Consider the following 18,382-nt stretch of genomic DNA (forward strand, 5'->3'; position numbering starts at 1 on the left):
GTAAAGAATTTTTACCCATGGTTGATGTGGCCGGCGCCGTTGTTCTGGTGGGAAAAGAGCCACACAACAGGGCATGGCGCCGGCCTGTGCACCGAATGGTGGCGCAGGCCATGTGAATGTGAGTGGCCAGGGGTGAAGGTATGAACACGCAATTTCATGATCATTTGATCACGGGTGAGCCGCCGGCTACGAGCCGCAAACGCATTGTGGCGCAACAGGCAATGCGAGTGAAACTGTTGCCGGGCGAGCGGTTGCAGATTGACAGCCCGGACGAAGGGCAGTGCTGTGAGCTGTTCATGCTTGATGACGGCCCCGGCTCGGCGCGTGAGCGTCTGGAGTTGGGACAGGCCACTTCCGGTATGCCTGAGGTGCAGGCGCAGCTGCAACAGTCGCGCCCTTCGGGTGACAGGCTGCGGCAAAGATTGCTGGCATGGGGCGTTAAGGAATCCCATCTGCAACGCGGGCTTCATCTGGATGCGGAGCAGTTGCCGTGCATGATTGAAGCCACGGAGCGTACAGGGGCCATCCATCTGGTGCTGGCTGCGCCGGGGGCTGACATGATGCCTCAGGAGCAAACGACTGCGACAGAGTTGAATGTTGCCTTCTGGCGTTTGCCGGGCGAGATGACTGAGCTGCCCGATCCGCTGAGTGAGCCGGTGCAGGAGGTGCATGTCCCACACAGCAGCGCACGTGTATACCGCGTCAAGGCGGGTGAGTGGATTCAGATTATTGATGTGGCGGGCAAGCAATGCTCCGACTTCATCGCCTTCGATGCCGAGGCGCTGGAAAGAGGCGAAGAGATTACGCTGGATGCGGTGGCGACACGGACCCTGGCGGGACACGCCTTGCCCCAGCCGGGGCTGTACTCACGATTTGCCGACAACCGCCTGCAGCCGATGCTGGAGCTGGTACAGGACACGGTCGGTCGTCACGACAGCTTCCTGCTGGCCTGCACGCCCAAGTATTACGAGGACAGTGGCTACTTCGGTCATGTCAGCTGTACGGACAATTTCAACCGTGCATTGAGGGAATATGGCGTGGCGCCCCGCGCTGGCTGGCCCGCCATTAATTTTTTCTTCAACACGCTGATCGAGCCCTGCGGCACGGTTGGCGTGGATGAGCCCTGGTCGCGTCCCGGTGACTACGTCCTGCTGCGCGCGAATCGGGACCTGATATGCGCGTCTTCAGCCTGCCCTGATGACATTGATCCGGCCAATGGCTGGATACCCACCGATATCCATGTCCGCGTCTATGGCGCGGAAAACCAGTTCGAGCGCGCCATTGCCCATCGCGTGGTGCCTGAGGAGTTGCCGCGCATGACCAAACAGACCGCGTTTCACAGCCGTACTTCGAAACTCACCAAGCACTTTGATGAATACCGCGGCTATTGGGTGCCGACTGAATTTGAAGGTTGGGGCGCGCGTGCCGAATATCTGGCCTGTCGTGAGTCCGTCGCTGTCATGGATCTGTCGCCGTTGCGCAAGTTCGAAGTGGTTGGCCCCGATGCCGAAGCGCTGTTGCAGTATGCCCTGACCCGTAATGTGCGCCGGCTTGCGGTGGGTGAAATTGTCTACTCGGCCGCCTGTTTCGAGACCGGCGGCATGGTCGATGATGGCACATTGTTCCGCATGGGGGAGCAGGCCTTCCGCTGGGTATGTGGCGATCCCTGGTCTGGCACCTGGCTGCGAGAGTTGGCAGCACAGCGCGGTGATCGGGTCAGTATTCGTGAGTCGACTGACCAGCTGCACAACCTGGCTGTGCAGGGTCCCAACAGCCGAGCGCTGCTGTCGGAGCTGGTTTGGCAGCCGGAAAACCGGACACCGGTGAGCGAATTGAAGTGGTTCCACTTCACCATTGGCCGTTTGGGCGGGCCGGAAGGCATACCGCTGATGGTTTCGCGAACCGGCTACACCGGTGAGTTAGGGTTTGAAGTGTGGTGTCATCCTGATGACGGCGCAGCGGTATGGGATGCGATTTGGCAGGCTGGCCAGCCCCATGGTCTGGCGCCACTGGGGTTTGCCGCGTTGGACATGCTGCGAATCGAGGCGGGCTTGATCTTTGCGGAGCACGAATTCTGCAACCAGACCAACCCCTACGAGGCCGGCATCGGCTTCACCGTGCCGATGAAAACCAAGGAAGAAGATTTCAGCGGGCGAGCGGCGCTGCAGCGGCAGTCGCCTGAGAGCAGACAGAAGCTGGTGGGGCTGGTGCTGGATGGCAATGAGCCTGTTCACCACGGTGATCTGGTGTACGACGGGCGCATGCCGGTTGGTCAGGTAACCAGCGCAACGGCCTCGCCCTTGCTGGGCAAAATGATCGCACTCTGTCGCGTTCAGCCTGCCTGGTCTGAACCGGGTACCCGACTGGAAGTGGGTCAGCTGGACGGACTGCAGAAGCGGTTGCCGGCTCAGGTTCAGGCACTGCCTTTCCATGATCCGGAGCGGATCAAAGTGAGAAGCTGATACCCCTGAAAATACCTTTCATGAAAGCGCCCTTTGTGGGCGCTTTTTTTGTGGTGCGCCAGGCATGGCGCGTAGCGCCGTGACTGGCGCTGTCGGGTTCACTGTGGTGGTGAGCCTGGCGACTTGGAGGTGAAAGTCCTCTACACACCCGGCAAGGGGAAGTGTTAGCCAGAGGCAAGGGTGTCGCGGGTGACTGCGAATCTGAAGGAAGCCCGAGGCAAAATGCTGGCCTGACGAACAGGAAGCGGATGAGGCGGCGCAGCGGGGTGAGGTGGCCATAATCGCCAAAGCCCGATACTTGCACGGAACGCTGCGACGTAGATCCGACAGGCATAAGCAGGAAGGTCGCGCGAATTACCCTGGGAGATCTGTACGCTTGCCATTGTGCTACCGATTGTCGAGAGGCGACGGGATGGGCGTGCAGAAGTCAGCCGAGGCCGTAGTAAGTGGCGGTCAACCACGCCATCAAGGGCCGAACAGGTCATGCCGCCAGTAGGCGTCAGCGTCTCGTCGATAACCGAAATGCAGAAATTTCTCCAAGAGAAGACTGTCACCCCGAGTCCCGGCCAGAGGCCGAGGATGACGCCTGACAGCGCAGAGGTATCGACGGCGTCGGTGACGTGGACGAACGCGGAGCCGGACACGCTGATGGAGCGGGTGCTTGCACCGGCGAATCTCAAGCGTGCGTATCAGCGCGTGGTCAGCAACAAGGGGGCGCCGGGTGCCGATGGCATGACGGTCGCCGACTTGGCAGGCTACGTGAAACAGTATTGGCCCATCCTGAAGGTCAGGCTGCTGGCAGGTGAATACCATCCCCAGGCAGTTCGGGCGGTCGAAATTCCCAAACCGCAGGGCGGTATGCGGCAACTGGGCATTCCCAGTGTCGTGGATCGCCTGATCCAGCAAGCCCTGCTGCAACAGCTCACGCCGATCTTCGATCCGCTGTTCTCGGACTATAGCTACGGCTTCCGTCCGGGCAGAAGCGCTCACCAGGCTGTCGAGATGGCCCGCACCCATGTGGCGGCGGGTCATAGGTGTTGCGTGGAACTCGATCTGGAGAAGTTCTTTGATCGGGTCAACCACGACATCCTGATGTTCTGTGTTGAGCGCCATGTCGAAGACAAACAGGTGCTCAGACTCATCCGCCGTTACCTCGAAGCGGGCGTCATGTCGGGCGGGGTTGTCAGCCATCGGCAGGAGGGGGCGCCGCAAGGCGGCCCGCTTTCGCCGCTGCTGTCGAACATCCTGCTCGATGAACTCGACCGTGAGTTGGAGCGGCGAGGCCATCGCTTCGTGCGCTATGCCGATGACGCGAACATTTATGTCCGTAGTCCGCGTGCTGGCGAACGAGTGCTGGCCAGTGTCGAGCGGTTCCTGAATCACCGTCTGAAACTGAGACTGAATCGGGACAAGAGTCGCGTGGCTGGGTCGTGGAAATGCGACTACCTGGGGTATGGGATGAGTTGGCACTCGCAGCCTAGACTGCGAGTGGCAACCATGAGCCTGCGCCGTGTGCGCGACCGTCTCAGGGAACTGCTGCGAGGGGTGCGGGGCCACAAGATGGCGAATGTCATCGAGCGGGTAAACCCGGTGCTGCGAGGCTGGGCAGGCTACTTCAAGCTCAGCCAGAGCAAGCGTCCACTGGAAGAGCTGGATGGCTGGGTCAGGCACAAACTTCGCTGTGTCATCTGGCGGCAATGGAAGCAGCCCTCTACGAGGGCGCGCAACCTGATGCGCCTGGGATTGAGCGAGGAGCGTGCCTGCAAGTCGGCCGTCAATGGCCGAGGCCCGTGGTGGAACTCAGGAGCGCCGCATATGAATCAGGCGCTGCCGAAGAAGCTATGGGACAGACTTGGACTGGTCTCGATACTGGATACGATCAATCGGCTTAACCGCATGGCCTGAACCGCCGTGTACGGAACCGTACGCACGGTGGTGTGGGAGGACGGCGGCCGTGAGGCCGCCTCCTACCCGATCTTGGCTACTAAATGAACAATACGGGTGCACGCAAGTGCGAAAAAGCCCTCGTATAAAGCACGGTAATTATCCACAGGGTGTTTTATCCGAGAAAATAATTTTTCAATCAAGAGTTAATTGTTTTTAACCCGGATTTCTCATGAGGCCGGCAGGCGTGGCCGGTGAAGCCTCGGTGTATCAACAACCTGCCTTCCACCGCTAAAAATTGATCGTTTTTTATTCAATTCCCGCGTATGGGGCGCACTGCCCCCTTTCCCCCATTGAGCCGGGCCGGGGGCGCCCGCCTGTTCAGGTCGGCTTGAGGCGGGCAACCAGCCCCGCAAAGAGTTCCTGATGCGGATAGGCCTCGCTGATCAGCACGCGGATGCGCCGGCTGTTGCGAATGATCACCGCACCGATCTTGAGCAGTTTCAAGCGCAGGTTATGGATGCTCATGCGCGCCAATGCGGTGCCCTGGAGATGATCGCGTAGCCGTTCGAACAGCACATAGGCAAAGGCCGACAGCATCAGCCGCCACTGGTTGGTCCACCAGCGTGGGCTGGAGGTGCGGTCGGCGAACAGATCCAACTGTTGGTCCTTGATCCGATTCTCCATGTCGCCACGGCCGCAGTAGTCTTCGTAGTACTGCTGGGCAGCATCCTCGGCAAAGCGGGACACGACGATGAAGCGTGGATTGGCACCCTGCTCGCCATGTTCCAGGCGCGACACGACCAGGCGGCGCCTACGCCAACTACCGGCCTGATAGAGGAAGCGATACACGCCGGACATCTTCTGCCCGGTTTCTTGGTAGGCCTCGGCGACAGCTTGCATGGCCGGCGCCGCCATCCGCTGCAGGCGGGTGTTGCGGGCCAGACCCACCACATAATCCACCTGCTTGCGGTCACACCAGTCGAGCATGCGATGTCGGCAAAAACCGCCGTCACCGCGGAACACGATGCGGGTCTCTGGCCAGAAGCGGCGAATGAACTTGACCAGCAGTGCCAGGATGGCCCAACTGTGTCGGGCGCCATCGATGTTGCTCGGGCGCAAATAGCTCACCAGCAGATGGCGACCACAGAACACATAGAGCGGCAGGAAGCAGTAATGGTCGTAATAGCCATGGAAGAAGCGCCCTTCCTGATCACCATGCACCGGCACATCGGTCGCATCGAAGTCGAGCACGATCTCAGCCGGCGCCTGGTCATGCTGGGCGATGAAGTGCTCCCACAGCAGGCGATGGGCTTGCACCACCGTTTCGCGATCGGCTTGCTGTTCCAGGCGCCCCAGAGTGGATTTGCCGGCCAGCGGTTGCAGGCGGTTGACCGCAGTCTGCAGCGCGTAGTCATGGCGCAGGCCGTCATGATCGTTGAGATCCTCGTAGCCGGCGGCCAGTGCATAGATACGCTGGGCGAGCAGTGTCTGCAGTCCGTGCTGGACACGCCCAGGATCACGCCGATCGGGAACGATTTTGGCCAGGCGGCGGGTCAAGCCATGTTGCCGGTCGGCGATTTTCAAGGTAGTTGTCGCGTGAGCGTGTCACGCTGCCTTTGATGTTTGCTGCAGTACCGCTTCCCGCTCCGGGTTCAGGCACACGATTGGTGCCAGCACCCAGTTCCTGATGTTGCCGCTCCAGCGCTCCGGGTGCCGTGCACGCGCCGCCTCGTACAGCTCGATACGCTTGCGCAGCAACTCTTCCGCCTGGCCAGTATGTCGCTGCGCCGGGGTCACGAACTTCAGGGCGCTGTGGCGATGTTCATGGTTGTACCAGGCCACGAAGCTGTTCACCCAGTTCCTGGCCTGCTCCAGCGTGTCGAAGGGCCGCTCCGGCCACAGCGGGCAGTACTTCGCCGTGCGGAACAAGGCCTCGGCATAGGCGTTGTCATTGCTCACCCGCGGGCGGCTGAACGAGGGCATCACACCCAGGTTCTGCATGGCCGCCAGCATGGTCGAGCCCTTCATCGCGCTGCCGTTGTCCGAGTGCAGTACCAGCGGCTGGCCTGCTCGCTGTTCACGTAGGCAGGCCTGGCGTAGCAGCTGGGCGGCCTGCTCGGCGCTTTCACTTTCATGCACCTCGTTGGCCACCAGCTTCCGGCTGTAGACGTCCTTGATCATGTACCAGTAGAAGTAACGGCCCTTGACCGTGGTCGGCAGCCAGGTGATGTCCCAGCACCACAGCTGGTTCGGGCCGTCGGCCACATGGGTCGTCAGCGCTCGTTTCACCGGTGGGCGGCTACGGCCGCGCGGATGCTGCTGTTCGGCGTCCTTCAGCAACCGGTAAAAGGTCGACTCCGAGGCCAGCCAGGTGCCCTGATCGGCCAGCCGCGCCACGATCTGCTGCGGCGGCAGGCTGGCAAACTCGGGCTGGTTGGCGACCTCCAGCACGCGGCGGCGCTCTTGCGGGGTCAGCTTGTTGGCCGGCTCAGCTCGCTGTGCCGAAGGACGCCGATCCTCCGGGCAGTGCTGCCAGCGCTGCAGGCTGCGCAGCGACAGGCCCAGTTCGGCGCAGGCCTGCGCCCGCCGCGCTCCCGCCGCCACGGCGTCCTCGATCAACTGCAGCGTTTCACGGCGATCCGGGGCGCTGATCATTCGTCCTCGTCCTTCCCCCAGAGCGCCTCGGCTTTTTTTCGCAACACCAGCAGAGCCGCGGTTTCTGCCAGCGCCGCATCCTTGCGCCGCAGTTCACGCTCCAGCTGCTTGATGCGCTTCTTCGCGGCCTTTTCCTCTTCGCGTTCGCGCCGGGTCTTGATCGGCTGAGCCAGGCTGTTGGCCTGCTCGCAGGCTTCGCGCCAGGCGTTGATCTGCTCGACATACAGGCCTTTGCGCCGGCAGTACTCCGCCAGCTCAGCCGCATTGAGGCTGGCGCTTTCCAGCACCACCCGAAACTTGTCCTGGCTCGACCACTGGTCGGCCTGCTGTCCATCTCCCGGCACCACTGCTCCCGCTGCTCTGGCCTGTTTGCGCCAAGCATACAGGGTGGCATCAGTAATGCCTGTCGCTTCCACCAGCTCCGGCACCGTCCGGTTCAAGGGCGGCATCATCTGCCGCACCACCCACTCCCGATGCTCTATCGAATAACGCGCCACACGGCTCTCACTTCCGCCCACCGACCAAGACTCATCGAATCAACTCACACGACAACTATCCTGACGCGGCGGGGGTATGGCACTCCAAAGGGGATGATGTGCTCCAGCTGATGCCATGGGCCGGGCTTGGCATTTTTGTTTGCCTCTCTGGATTCATCCTTGATCGCGTGCTGTTTAAGGAAAAGCCTAGTCCCGATGAACCCGGCTCAAGTGAGTAGGAAAACTACGACCGGATTACACACAGTAATCCGGTTTTTGCTTGTTGATGCCCAGACAGGTTTTCACACCAAAATCCGAATAGCCAATAAAAAGGGCGCCTAGTGGCGCCCTTACTCATTGCAGGTGATGACTATGCTGCACGCTGGTGCCGACCACGCGCCTCGCGGGCCTGCATCGCCTCGACACTGAGCAGGGACTCAGGAATCACCAAGAGGCGTTGGAGGGTGATCGGTTCCCCGGTATCGGCACAGTAACCGTATTCGCCGGCATCGATAGCTTTGAACGCTGCATCGATGTGTTTGAGCGTCTGGAGGTCCATTTCGATCAGGCGAGTCGCCGTGGAGCGATCTTCCTCAGCACTTGCCGAGTCAGCCTCGTCCGGCTGGCGCTCGATCTTGCAGAGCGCCTGGTTCTTCTCGATCCGCTCACGCAGCATCGCTGCTTTCTCGGCGAGCTTCTGGCGGAAGAATTCGAGTTGATCGGCATTCATGTATTCGTCAGCGCTCTGCGCCAGCAGTTGTTCCACGTTCATAGCTACCTCTGAGGTTCGATTGTTGACCTTCCGAGCGGAGGGTGATCGACAACCCAGAATAACGACCGCCTCTACCGAATCCACTGAACCGCGTGCAGTTACCTCCATTCGACTGAACATTTTTTGTCGCTGATGCGGATTCTGGGAATCGAGCCGTTATGGTGATTGTGTATCTACAGGGAGGCCCCCATGGGTGTTGGCGCTGATGGAAAATTGACCCACCCTGCCGATTGAAATTTGACCCAGAGCGGATTGCTGATTTTGTTACCAGCAACTGTGGATAAGTCTACCAGCGCAGCTGCTTTTGAACCCACTCCTTCGTTAGCCCAGTTCAGCTGTTGAAGACCTGCCACATGCAGCCATGCAGCAGGCCATCGTCACCATGAAATCAGAACGGCTCATCGTCCTCCGGTTCCTGGCCGCCCTTACGCTTTCGCTCCCGTGATTTGATCTTGGCCTGGGCCGCCAAGCTGCTGTGTTGCAGGCGATAGGACTCGTTACCGGTTTCGACGATGTGGCAGTGGTGCGTAAGCCGATCCAGCAAGGCTGTGGTCATCTTGGCGTCGCCGAACACGCTCGACCATTCGGCAAAGCTCAGGTTGGTGGTGATCACCACGCTGGTGTGCTCGTACAGCTTGGACAGCAGGTGAAATAACAGCGCGCCACCGGCCTGACTGAAGGGCAGATACCCCAGCTCGTCGAGGATGACCAGATCCATGCGTAGCAGTGCCTGGGCGATCCGCCCGGCTTTGCCGTCGTGTTTTTCGCGCTCCAGAAGATTGACCAGATCGACCGTGGAGTAGAAGCGCACGCGCTTGCCATGCCGGGTGATGCCGGACACGGCCAGTGCGGTGGCCAGGTGGGTTTTGCCGGTGCCTGGGCCGCCGATCAGCACCACGTTCTGCGCGGTGTCGGTAAAAGCTCAGATTGGCCAGCTCGCTGATCAAGCGAGCGTCGGCGCTGGAGGCGCTGAAGTCGAAGCCGGCCAGATCGCGGTGCATCGGCAGCTTGGCCATGTTCATCTGGTGGCTCACCGAGCGCATGGCGCGATCTGTGTGCTCTTGTTCCAGCAGGTGTTCGAGCAGCCACTTGGACGAGGCTGTGTTCGACTCACCCTGTGCAGTTAACTCCGCCCAGGCCGTGGCCATGCCGTGCAGGCGCAGCTCCTTGAGTTCCGCCATCAAATCACGCATGACCGACCTCCTCGGCCTGGCCACGCAGGCGGTCGTAGCGCGCCGTGTTAGCGACGGGGGCTTCCTTGAGCGACAAGTGGGTTTCGACGCTGGGTGGTGGTTCGGATGCTGTCAGCCGTGCCACGACATTGAGGATGTGTTCGGCGCTCAGGCTGCCGCTCTCCAGTACCAGCTCAACGGCTACCAGCACGGCATCGAGTCCGGCGACCGGTACGGCAGCCAGGACTTGCGCCATGATCCGGTCACCGCCGGCATGACGCCCCAGACCGTGCTTAAGCTGACGCAGCGGTGCTGGCAGATCAGCAAAGGGCGCTCCGTTGCGCAGCGCACCGGGCTTGCGTTCGATCAGCGGGAGGTAGTGCTGCCAGTCATAGCTGACCTGGTCGCGATCCAGCAAGCGGACATGGCTGGCAATCAGCGCATCATCGGCCACCACCTCGATTCGCGTCGGATACAAACGGCTGCTGACCCACTTACCCGCGTACTCACATGGCACCGAGTAGCGGTTGCGCCCGACGCTGACCAGGCAGGTGCTGGAGACCCGCGCAGGCCGCTCGACGTAACCGTCGAATGGCGCTGGCACAGGCATCAGTTCAGCGCGCTCCAACTCCAGCACTTCGGCTACACTCAGCCCGCTGTATTGAGGGTGCGTCAGCTCGTTCCAAAGCGCGCGGCAGCGCTGGCCCAGCCAGGCATTGAGTTCCTCGAAGGAGTGAAAATGACAGTCCTGGGCGTCTAGCCAGATGCGCCTACGGCTGTCTTGCACGTTCTTTTCAACGATGCCCTTTTCCCAACCAGCGGCGACGTTGCAGAAGTCCGGATCGAACAGGTAATGCGCGCACATCACCGCAAAGCGCGCATTCACCGTCCGGCCTTTGCCCTTATTGACCTTGTCGACGGCCGTCTTCATGTTGTCGTAGATGCCCCGGCGCGGCACGCCGCCCAAGGAGCCGAACGAGCGTGTATGGGCGTCAAATAACATCTCATGGCCCTGGCTCGGATACGCCACAAGCCAGAACGCACGGCTGGCACACAGCTTCAGATGTGCCACCTGCATACGCCGGTAAATGCCGCCGACCAGCAAGCCTTCCTCGCTCCAGTCAAACTGAAACGCCTCGCCAAGAGCAAAGGTCAGCGGCACAAAGGCCTGCGACGCCTTGCCCTGTCCCCCTCGCCAGGCACGGATAAACGCGGTGAGCTGGCTGTAGCCACCGTCATAACCTTCGGCTTTGATTTGCGCCAACAGCGCCTTGGCACTGCGCCGCTGTTGCTTGGGCCGCAGCGAATCGGCTTTTAGCGCCTGCTCCAGCGTGGCGTGAAAAGGGCTGAGTTTGTTGAAGATCGCGCGGCGTTGGTAGACCGGCGGCTTGGCCTCAGGTGCTCTGACCCACTTGCGAATCGTGTTGCGCGCCAACCCGGTGCGCTTGGCTATCTCATGCAGCGACAGCTTGTCGCGGAAATACATCCGGCGGATTTTGCCCATCATTTCCATACTGATCACCCTGTGTTCTCCTGCTCAAAAATTGAGCAGAAGCAGTTGAACACCTGGGTCAGTTTTCAGTCGGCAGAACAGCCTCTACTGGGTCAGTTTTCGGTCAGCGGCAACACTTCTGGAGTACAGCCCCAGCGCCGACCATGCGCTGAAACAGCTTGGGTGACACATCCATCTTGATCAGGTAGCCGGTAATCGCAGCTGAAAGAACCTGCCCGAGGGCAAGGTCTTGTGGCCCGGATTGCCGAGAGAAGAAACGGTGGATACCGAAATAAGCTGTGCTGTCGGCGAAGCGATACACGCCGCCAGCGAAAACCAAAAGACAAGCACTCTGGCAGGAGCCAGGGACTGGCTTGCCCTGAGCGTGACCTCGCTTGCCAATAGCTGTGTTAAAGCCCAGCTTGCGAATGAACTCGCCCAGCTCCAGGCCGGCTTGAAGATCGCCACCAACGCTGTTGATGTAGATCGTGGCTCGCTCTATCTGGTTGGCGCCCAATGCTGTGGCAAGTTGGCGCGGGAGCGCAGGGGTGATCTCTCCGTCGATGTAGATTTCGGCGGGAGCCGACCGACCATCTGGATGCTTAAAGGTCACGGCCTGGATCGAAGGCTCTGCCGCAGAAACGAATGACGTAAACGCCGTTGCGAATATGAAAGATGAGAGAACGCGCTTTAGATTCAAGACTTGGCCCCATGAATGTGCTTGGCCAAGGGTATGAGTTGAGGCTGCCGCTCTGCCACTCAACTCTGAGCAGTCTTCCACTAAGGAGGAATATCCGAGCTAGCGTGGCTTGGCTCGACGCTCAGGTAACTCGCTGATACCCCCTGACTGCAATCGGAGGTACTGCACAGGGTTGGGCATTGGCACTGGGAGGTCTTGGGGTACAGGGCAATCAAGAATATTGCATATGCGGAGGACTAGAGCCTTGTACGCAGAGGCATACCCAAGCTTCTTGCCGATGTACTTAGTCACGGTGGGGCGACCGGGAGAAGACCACCTCCAGCTTGCTCTGCAAGGACCAGAGCTTGAGACAACGAGACTGATACCCGGAACGAAGCGCGAAGCCGACTTCGAGCTTACTCGGCCTGAGAGTATTCCAAGCTCCGCCTCTTTCTTATCTCTCCAGCGCTGGGCCATAGCCATTGCCATCGCCTCATTCACCAATGGAGTGATTCTGAAAACCTCGGAGTGGGTCTGTCGGTTTACACCACGCCCTTGCTGGATCATCGCCCGGTAGCCAACCAGGCTCCCGTCATCCTTGATGGGGAAAATCCTTCGCTTGGCATAGGTGTCAGCGGTCTTCCAGCGACCAACCCCGAGAAAGGGGAGGTCGGGCGCAACGTCCACCTGAACATCGCCTTGTGGGCCGAATTGGCGCGCCTTGCGTGGGTTGGACGCCATTTCATTCCGGCGTATCTGGGAGGTCATTCAGCGATAGTCCTTCAAAGCTTGGCCAGTCATCGTCCGGGGCGGGCAATTCAGACGGCCCGCTTGAACTCTGTTGGCGGGCCGAGGCCAGAACACTCCCTGAGTGGCGAGCCTCTGGGCTCAAAGCCGAATCTGGGGTAGGGCGCGTGCTAGCCGGTCTTAGCCTTCAATAATGAGAGTGCGCACATGGGGTGCCGCACCTCCACTGCCAAGAGACCTGCCGTGACCGAACTGATCGTTGCCGTAAAACAGGCCAAAGCCTGGGGGGTCCATGCCGTTACCGCCAGCGGTGTGATCCTCGCCCTGCTGGCATTGCTGGCCGTACTCGACGGCCAGCCCAAGCAATGCCTGTTGTGGCTCGGCCTGGCGCTGCTGGTCGATGGGCTGGATGGTTCGCTGGCGCGCCGCTATGACGTCAAGGTTGTGCTGCCGCATTTCGACGGCTCGACCCTCGACCTGGTGATCGATTACCTGACCTACGTATTCATCCCCGCCATCTTTCTTTACCGCTTCATCCCCCTGCCGGATTACACGCCGCTGTTCGCCGTGGGCCTGATTCTGCTGTCTTCGCTGTTCTGCTTCTGCAACCTGAACATGAAGAGCAAGGACAACTACTTCGTCGGCTTCCCGGCGGCGTGGAACGTGGTCGTGCTGTATTTCTACATCCTCGATGTGCACCCCTGGATCACCCTGGCCATTATCGTCCTGCTGGCCGGCCTGACCCTGACCAAGATGAAGTTCCTGCACCCGTTCCGCGTGCGTCAGTTCATGCCGCTGAACATCCTCGTGACCTTCGTCTGGATGCTCTCCAGCGCGCTGCTGATTCTGCAGTACCCCGTCAGCCAGCCCTGGCTGCTGGCGTTGTGGTGGCTGGCCTCGGCCTACTTCGTCGGCATGTGCCTGTGGCGCTCGGCGCGCGAGTGGTTTCCGGCGCGCGGATGACGGCGGCCGTCGATAAGCCCTGGTTCGTCTACCTGGTGCGTGCTGCCAACGGCGCGCTGTATTGCGGCATCAGCGATGACCCGCAGCGGCGTTTCGCCCAGCATCAGAGCGGCAAGGGCGCGCGCTTCTTCCATACCAGCCCGGCGCAGGCACTGGCCTATGTCGAAGCCTGTGCTGGCAAGGGCGATGCCCTGCGCCGTGAGCGGGCCATCAAGCGCCTGAGCAAAGCGGCCAAGGAGGTGCTCATTCTGAGCGTTGATGGCGCTTCATCAGCCGTAGGCGGTGTGCGTGACTAGGTTGCGCGGGTAAGCTGGGTGCTTTCGAACCGTCGCGGAGCGCGCCATGCACGAGTTGATCCTTCACCATTACCCGACCTCGCCGTTTGCCGAGAAGGCTCGCTTGCTACTGGGCTTCAAGCAACTGTCCTGGCGCTCGGTGATGATCCCGCCGGTGATGCCCAAGCCGGATCTCACAGCGCTGACCGGCGGCTACCGCAAGACGCCGGTGTTGCAGATCGGTGCCGACATCTACTGCGATACCGCGCTGATCGCTCGCCGTCTGGAAGCCGAGAAAGCCACCCCGGCACTGTTCCCGGAAGGGCAGGGCTTCAATGTCGCGACCCTCGCCCAATGGGCCGACGCGGTGTTGTTCCAGCATGCGGTGTCACTGGTCTTCGCCCCCGAGTCCATGGCGGTGCGCTTTGCCAAGGTGCCACCGGAGTTCGCCAAGGCTTTCGCGGCTGATCGTGCCGCGCTGTTTTCCGGCGGCACGGCCAGCCGTTTGCCGTTGGAGCAGGCGCGTCACCAGTGGCCGGCGCTGATGGGGCGTTTGCAGCAGCAGTTGCAGCAGGGCGGTGGCGACTTCCTGTTTGGCCAGCCCTCGATTGCCGACTTCGCCGTCGCGCATCCGTTGTGGTTCCTGCGCGCCACACCGATCACGGCACCCCTGGTGGACGATTATCCGGAAGTCGCCGCCTGGCTGGCGCGGGTGCTGGGCTTTGGGCATGGCTCACTGAGCGAGATGAGCGGCGAAGAGGCTATCGCCGTGGCGCGCGAGGCAACGCCGGCAGCACTCCCGGACGAGGATTTTATCGATGCCAATGGCTTCCAGCCTGGCCAGGCGGTACGCATCGCAGCGGTGGACTACGGGGTCGATCCGGTGGAGGGTGAGTTGCTGTTCTCCGGGCGCGAGGAGCTGATCCTGCGCCGCGAGGACGAGCGTGCCGGCATCGTACACGTGCACTTCCCGCGCCTGGGCTTCCGTATCGAGGCGTGCTGATCGGTCGTAAAGATCGCGGCTGAAGCCCCTCCCACAAGGCTTACCTCCTGTGAGAAGGGCTTTGTGAGCGGCTGGGTGGGAGGGGCTTTAGCCGCGACAGCATCTCAACGCTGATCCGGCAGCAGAAAATTACCCGGCCCGGCGCTGTCCAGCGTCGGCACTTCGGCTTCGTCCTTGAGATCGACGCCCGAGAGCTGGCGGCGGCAGGCCTCGCGCATCAGGTACATCAGGCGGAAGGTGGCCATGCCATAGCTCAGACCCTCCAGGCGCACGTTGGAGATGCAGTTGCGGTAGGCGTCGTTGAGGCCAACGCGCGGCGCGTAGGTGAAGTACAGGCCCAGGCTGTCCGGCGAACTCAGGCCGGGGCGCTCGCCAATCAGGATCACCGTCATCTTCGCCCCCAGGCGCTGCCCCACTTCGTCGGCCACTGCAACCCGGCCCTGCTCCACCAGGGTAATCGGCGCCAGTGACCAACCTTCCTCCAGCACCTGTTCCAGCAAGCGGTCGAGAAAGGGCAGGCTGTGCTTGTGCACCGCCAGCGATGACAGGCCGTCGGCGATGACGATGGCCAGGTCATAACCACGGCCGTGCTCGGCGGCGTAGTCATCGAGCAGGCGTGCGGCATCCTCGTGCAGGCGCCGGCCCAGATCCGGGCGTTGCAGGTAGGTGTGGCGGTCGGCGGCGGCACTGTGCAGCAGCAGCGTGGGTAACTGGCGATCATGCAGCGCTTCGCGCAGGGCAGTGTGGTCGAACGGCAAATGCACGGCGTCACGCGCCTGGGCGTGGGCGAACTGGAAATCCAGTTGCGCAGCGGTCGGCAGGCTGGTGCCGGCGCGGCCCAGGGCGATGCGTGCCGGTGTCAATTGGCGCAGTTGCTGCCAGGGGTTTGCGGTGGCGGGGGACTTTTCGCTCATGACGGCCTCGATTGATCAGGACAACTGCGCCAACGCCTGGCGAAATGCCGGGGGCAGCTCATCGCCCATGCGCAGGCGGCCACCCTGTTGCTGGAAAATCCCCATGCGTGCCAGCCAGGCCTCGAACTCCGGCGCGGCGTGCAGGCCGAGCACCTTGCGTGCATACAGGGCATCGTGGAAGGAGGTGGTCTGGTAGTTGAGCATCACGTCATCCGAGCCGGGAATGCCCATGATGAAGTTGATGCCAGCCGTGCCGAGCAGGGTCAGCAGCATGTCCATGTCGTCCTGGTCGGCTTCGGCATGGTTGGTGTAGCAGATGTCGCAGCCCATGGGCACGCCGAGCAGCTTGCCGCAGAAGTGATCCTCCAGGCCGGCGCGGATGATCTGCTTGCCGTTGTACAGGTACTCCGGGCCGATGAAGCCGACCACGGTATTGACCAGAAACGGGTTGAAGTGGCGGGCCACGGCGTAGGCGCGGGTTTCGCAGGTCTGCTGGTCGACGCCATGGTTGGCGTTGGCCGACAGCGCGCTGCCCTGGCCGGTCTCGAAGTACATCAGGTTGTTGCCGAGGGTGCCGCGCTTGAGACTCAGGCCGGCTTCGTAGCCTTCCTGCAGCACCTTGAGGCTGACGCCGAAGCTGGCATTGGCCGCCTCGGTGCCGGCGATGGACTGGAATACCAGATCCAGCGGCGCGCCGCGCTCGATGGCAGCGATGGAGCTGGTGACGTGGGTCAGCACGCAGGATTGGGTGGGAATCTCGTAGCGCTGGATCACCGCGTCGAGCATCTCCAGCAGGGTGCATACGGCGCTCATGCTGTCGGTGGCCGGGTTGATGCCGATCATGGCATCGCCGTTGCCGTAGAGCAGGCCGTCGACCACGCTGGCGGCGATACCGGCCGGATCGTCGGTCGGGTGGTTCGGTTGCAGGCGGGTGGACATGCGCCCGCGCAGCCCCTGGGTGTTGCGAAAGCGGGTGACCACACGGGTCTTCTGCGCCACCAGGACCAGATCCTGAATGCGCATGATCTTCGACACCGCTGCGACCATCTCCGGCGTCAGCCCAGGGGCCAGCGCCGTGAGGCTGGCTTCGTCGGCGTCGTCGCAGAGCAACCAGTCACGAAACCCACCCACCGTGAGGTGGCTGACCGGGGCGAAGGCCTGGGCATCATGAGTGTCGATGATCAGGCGGGTGACTTCGTCGCTCTCATAGGGAATCAGCGCCTCCTGCAGAAAGGTCTTCAGTGGCACATTGGCCAGCGTCATCTGCGCGGCGGCGCGCTCGGCATCGCTGCCGGCCGCGACCCCAGCCAGGTAGTCGCCGGAGCGTGCCGGCGTAGCCTTGGCCATCAGTTCGCGCAGGCTGTCGAAGCGCCAGGTCTGGCCGGCCATGCTGTGGGAGTAGCTTGCCATGTATCTGTCCTCAACCAGTCTCTCTCGTTCGCCGTCGGGCAACGCCCGGCGTCTGCTTGGCAGGCGTCAGGCGTTGCGGCGGTTATCAGGCCGGGCTGACCTGCGGCTTGCCTGCGACCGGGTACTCATCCTGTTCGATGATGCCGGCAGCGCGATCCTGTTGCTCCAGTTCCAGCGCCTTGGGCACCGATAGCCAATAGGCCAGGCCGATGGCGGCAAAACCTGCGATCAGCTTGCCGATCAGCACTGGCAGGATGATGGTGGGCTGGAAGTTGGCCGTAAAGGACAAGTGGTCACCCAGCAGGAAGGCCGCGCAGACGGCGAAGGCGATGTTGATCACCTTGTCCTTCGGTGGCATGAAGCGCACCAGGCGGAACATGGCCAGGATATTGGCGATGGTCGCGAGCATGCCGGCGCTGCCCACGGCGCTCAGGCCGACCTTGCTGCCCAGGTGTTCCAGCGGACCGCCGAAGTATTTGCGCAGCAGGTAGACCATGGGGAAGGCGCCCGCCAGCATGATGCCGGTGTAGCCGGCGATTTCCAGGGCGCGGGTCTGGTCTTCGGCGTCCGCGATGATCGGGTCGAAGCCCCAGCCACCAAAGACGATGGTGAACACCCCGGTGAAGTACTCGACGATGGAGAATACCAGCACCAGTTTGATCATCGCGTTCAGGCCACGGCCGAAACCGATGAAGCCCTTGATCATCAGATCCGGCAGAAAACGCAGGCCGGCAGCCAGGGCGACGACGAAGACGATGATCGGCAGCAGGTTGGCGAAGATGCTGCCCAGGCCCATGGCCAGCTGATAGGTCGCCTCGCCATTGGTGGCGACCACTTCGCGGATCATCGGGTCGCTCGCTACCAGCAATACGCTGGCAATCAGTACGCCGAGCGGAATGGTCAGGATGCCGGACATGATGCCCAGTGCCATGTATTTGTGGTCACGCTTATCGAGCATCGCCAGCCCCATGGGGATGGAGAAGAGGATGGTGGCACCCCCCATGAAACCGGTGATCAGCGCCATGACCAGCGCTTCCTTGCTCGACGCCAGCGCCGATGCCAGGTGATAGCCGCCCATGTCCGAGGCGATGATCATGGTCGCGGCCAGTGCCGGGTCGGCGCCGAGGGCGTTGAAAAACGGCCCGCAGGCCTTCTCGATGATCACCGTGAGATACGGGATGGAGGCCATGATGCCGGCCGCCGGTACGAAGATGTAGCCGGTGGCGTGGATGCCCTCCATGAACTCCTTGCCCAGGCCCTTCTCGCTGTCGTAGATGGCCGCGAACGCCCCTGCAACGGCGCAGGCCATGATGATGTAGAGAACGTAATTACCTATCTGATCCATTGCTGTGCCCTGACTGTCTTTATTGAGTGACGGTGCGGTATTGGCCCGCTCGAACACTGCCTTGGCCGAGCCCTCTGCGCAGAGGCAGCAGGGCCGGCTTGCGGACGATCCGAACGGGCGTGAGCCGCGT

At 61.7% G+C, this 18,382-nt stretch carries 12 protein-coding genes and 2 pseudogenes; 5 read left to right on the forward strand and 9 right to left on the reverse strand.

Going from position 1 to position 18,382, the window contains the following annotated elements; translation table 11 throughout:
- Window positions 1-140 precede the first annotated feature (140 nt).
- Together PMYSY11_RS00790 and ltrA are read left to right on the forward strand one after the other, a co-directional pair.
- Window positions 141-2,462 carry a DUF1989 domain-containing protein gene (locus tag PMYSY11_RS00790; RefSeq protein ID WP_134310428.1) on the forward strand — a complete coding sequence of 774 codons (2,322 nt, stop codon included), beginning with the start codon at window positions 141-143 and terminating at the stop codon, window positions 2,460-2,462.
- A gap of 483 nt (window positions 2,463-2,945) precedes the next feature.
- Window positions 2,946-4,367: a group II intron reverse transcriptase/maturase gene (gene ltrA, locus PMYSY11_RS00795; RefSeq protein ID WP_150548058.1), complete on the forward strand. Its 1,422-nt coding sequence runs from the start codon at window positions 2,946-2,948 to the stop codon at window positions 4,365-4,367.
- A gap of 360 nt (window positions 4,368-4,727) precedes the next feature.
- Here the strand turns inward: ltrA and PMYSY11_RS00800 are convergent.
- The 6 genes and pseudogenes from PMYSY11_RS00800 to PMYSY11_RS00825 all read right to left on the reverse strand — a co-directional run.
- A pseudogene (locus PMYSY11_RS00800) lies at window positions 4,728-5,933 on the reverse strand (IS1380-like element ISPa33 family transposase); the annotation flags it as partial.
- A 21-nt stretch (window positions 5,934-5,954) separates the two neighbouring features.
- Window positions 5,955-7,501, reverse strand: a protein-coding gene (locus tag PMYSY11_RS00805) for an IS3 family transposase (protein WP_086937305.1) whose coding sequence is annotated in 2 segments (ribosomal slippage) — window positions 5,955-7,015 and window positions 7,015-7,501 — 1,548 coding nt in all. Because the reading frame shifts where the segments join, the coding sequence is not laid out codon by codon here.
- A 349-nt stretch (window positions 7,502-7,850) separates the two neighbouring features.
- Window positions 7,851-8,252 (reverse strand): TraR/DksA family transcriptional regulator, encoded by a 402-nt coding sequence (locus PMYSY11_RS00810; protein ID WP_042920011.1) that lies wholly within the window; start codon window positions 8,250-8,252, stop codon window positions 7,851-7,853.
- 388 nt (window positions 8,253-8,640) lie between these two features.
- Window positions 8,641-9,445, reverse strand: a pseudogene (istB, locus tag PMYSY11_RS00815) (IS21-like element ISPst3 family helper ATPase IstB).
- Complete coding sequence (gene istA, locus PMYSY11_RS00820; protein ID WP_121256897.1) at window positions 9,438-10,937, reverse strand: IS21-like element ISPst3 family transposase; 1,500 nt, start codon at window positions 10,935-10,937, stop codon at window positions 9,438-9,440. The pseudogene istB and the gene istA overlap by 8 nt, the downstream one beginning before the upstream one ends.
- Before the next feature lie 103 nt (window positions 10,938-11,040).
- Complete coding sequence (locus PMYSY11_RS00825) at window positions 11,041-11,529, reverse strand: COG3904 family protein (protein WP_172970651.1); 489 nt, start codon at window positions 11,527-11,529, stop codon at window positions 11,041-11,043.
- Window positions 11,530-12,549: 1,020 nt separating this feature from the next.
- On the opposite strand from PMYSY11_RS00825, the gene pcsA reads away from it, so the two are divergent.
- Genes pcsA through PMYSY11_RS00840 form a run of 3 tightly spaced genes read left to right on the forward strand, consistent with a single transcriptional unit; the run spans window position 12,550 to window position 14,583 of the window.
- A complete protein-coding gene (gene pcsA, locus PMYSY11_RS00830; RefSeq protein WP_306811998.1) occupies window positions 12,550-13,305 on the forward strand; it encodes a phosphatidylcholine synthase in 756 nt (251 codons plus the stop codon).
- On the forward strand, window positions 13,302-13,601 hold the full coding sequence (locus PMYSY11_RS00835) for a GIY-YIG nuclease family protein (protein ID WP_042920409.1): 300 nt from the start codon (window positions 13,302-13,304) through the stop codon (window positions 13,599-13,601). The genes pcsA and PMYSY11_RS00835 overlap by 4 nt, the downstream gene beginning before the upstream one ends.
- A 46-nt stretch (window positions 13,602-13,647) precedes the next feature.
- On the forward strand, window positions 13,648-14,583 hold the full coding sequence (locus PMYSY11_RS00840; protein WP_004424199.1) for a glutathione S-transferase family protein: 936 nt from the start codon (window positions 13,648-13,650) through the stop codon (window positions 14,581-14,583).
- 104 nt (window positions 14,584-14,687) lie between these two features.
- Here the strand turns inward: PMYSY11_RS00840 and eutC are convergent, their stop codons facing one another.
- From eutC to eutH, 3 genes are all read right to left on the reverse strand, one after another.
- Window positions 14,688-15,497, reverse strand: a complete 810-nt coding sequence (gene eutC, locus PMYSY11_RS00845; protein WP_150548061.1) for an ethanolamine ammonia-lyase subunit EutC — start codon at window positions 15,495-15,497, stop codon at window positions 14,688-14,690.
- A gap of 15 nt (window positions 15,498-15,512) precedes the next feature.
- A complete protein-coding gene (locus PMYSY11_RS00850; RefSeq protein ID WP_004424195.1) occupies window positions 15,513-16,907 on the reverse strand; it encodes an ethanolamine ammonia-lyase subunit EutB in 1,395 nt (464 codons plus the stop codon).
- A gap of 85 nt (window positions 16,908-16,992) precedes the next feature.
- Window positions 16,993-18,252, reverse strand: a complete 1,260-nt coding sequence (gene eutH, locus PMYSY11_RS00855) for an ethanolamine utilization protein EutH (protein ID WP_150548062.1) — start codon at window positions 18,250-18,252, stop codon at window positions 16,993-16,995.
- Window positions 18,253-18,382: the final 130 nt, after the last annotated feature.

Origin of the sequence: Pseudomonas marincola, assembly GCF_900682675.2 — a bacterium.
In the GTDB taxonomy this organism is placed as follows: domain Bacteria; phylum Pseudomonadota; class Gammaproteobacteria; order Pseudomonadales; family Pseudomonadaceae; genus Aquipseudomonas; species Aquipseudomonas marincola.

Bases quoted from the DNA above. Each gene is read 5' to 3' on its own strand.
- pcsA (WP_306811998.1), top strand. From the start codon at position 12,550: ATGGGGTGCCGCACCTCCACTGCCAAGAGACCTGCCGTGACCGAACTG.
- eutC (WP_150548061.1), bottom strand. From the start codon at position 15,497: ATGAGCGAAAAGTCCCCCGCCACCGCAAACCCCTGGCAGCAACTGCGC.
- ltrA (WP_150548058.1), top strand. From the start codon at position 2,946: ATGCCGCCAGTAGGCGTCAGCGTCTCGTCGATAACCGAAATGCAGAAA.
- eutH (WP_150548062.1), bottom strand. From the start codon at position 18,252: ATGGATCAGATAGGTAATTACGTTCTCTACATCATCATGGCCTGCGCC.
- PMYSY11_RS00790 (WP_134310428.1), top strand. From the start codon at position 141: ATGAACACGCAATTTCATGATCATTTGATCACGGGTGAGCCGCCGGCT.
- PMYSY11_RS00840 (WP_004424199.1), top strand. From the start codon at position 13,648: ATGCACGAGTTGATCCTTCACCATTACCCGACCTCGCCGTTTGCCGAG.
- PMYSY11_RS00835 (WP_042920409.1), top strand. From the start codon at position 13,302: ATGACGGCGGCCGTCGATAAGCCCTGGTTCGTCTACCTGGTGCGTGCT.
- istA (WP_121256897.1), bottom strand. From the start codon at position 10,937: ATGGAAATGATGGGCAAAATCCGCCGGATGTATTTCCGCGACAAGCTG.
- PMYSY11_RS00810 (WP_042920011.1), bottom strand. From the start codon at position 8,252: ATGAACGTGGAACAACTGCTGGCGCAGAGCGCTGACGAATACATGAAT.
- PMYSY11_RS00850 (WP_004424195.1), bottom strand. From the start codon at position 16,907: ATGGCAAGCTACTCCCACAGCATGGCCGGCCAGACCTGGCGCTTCGAC.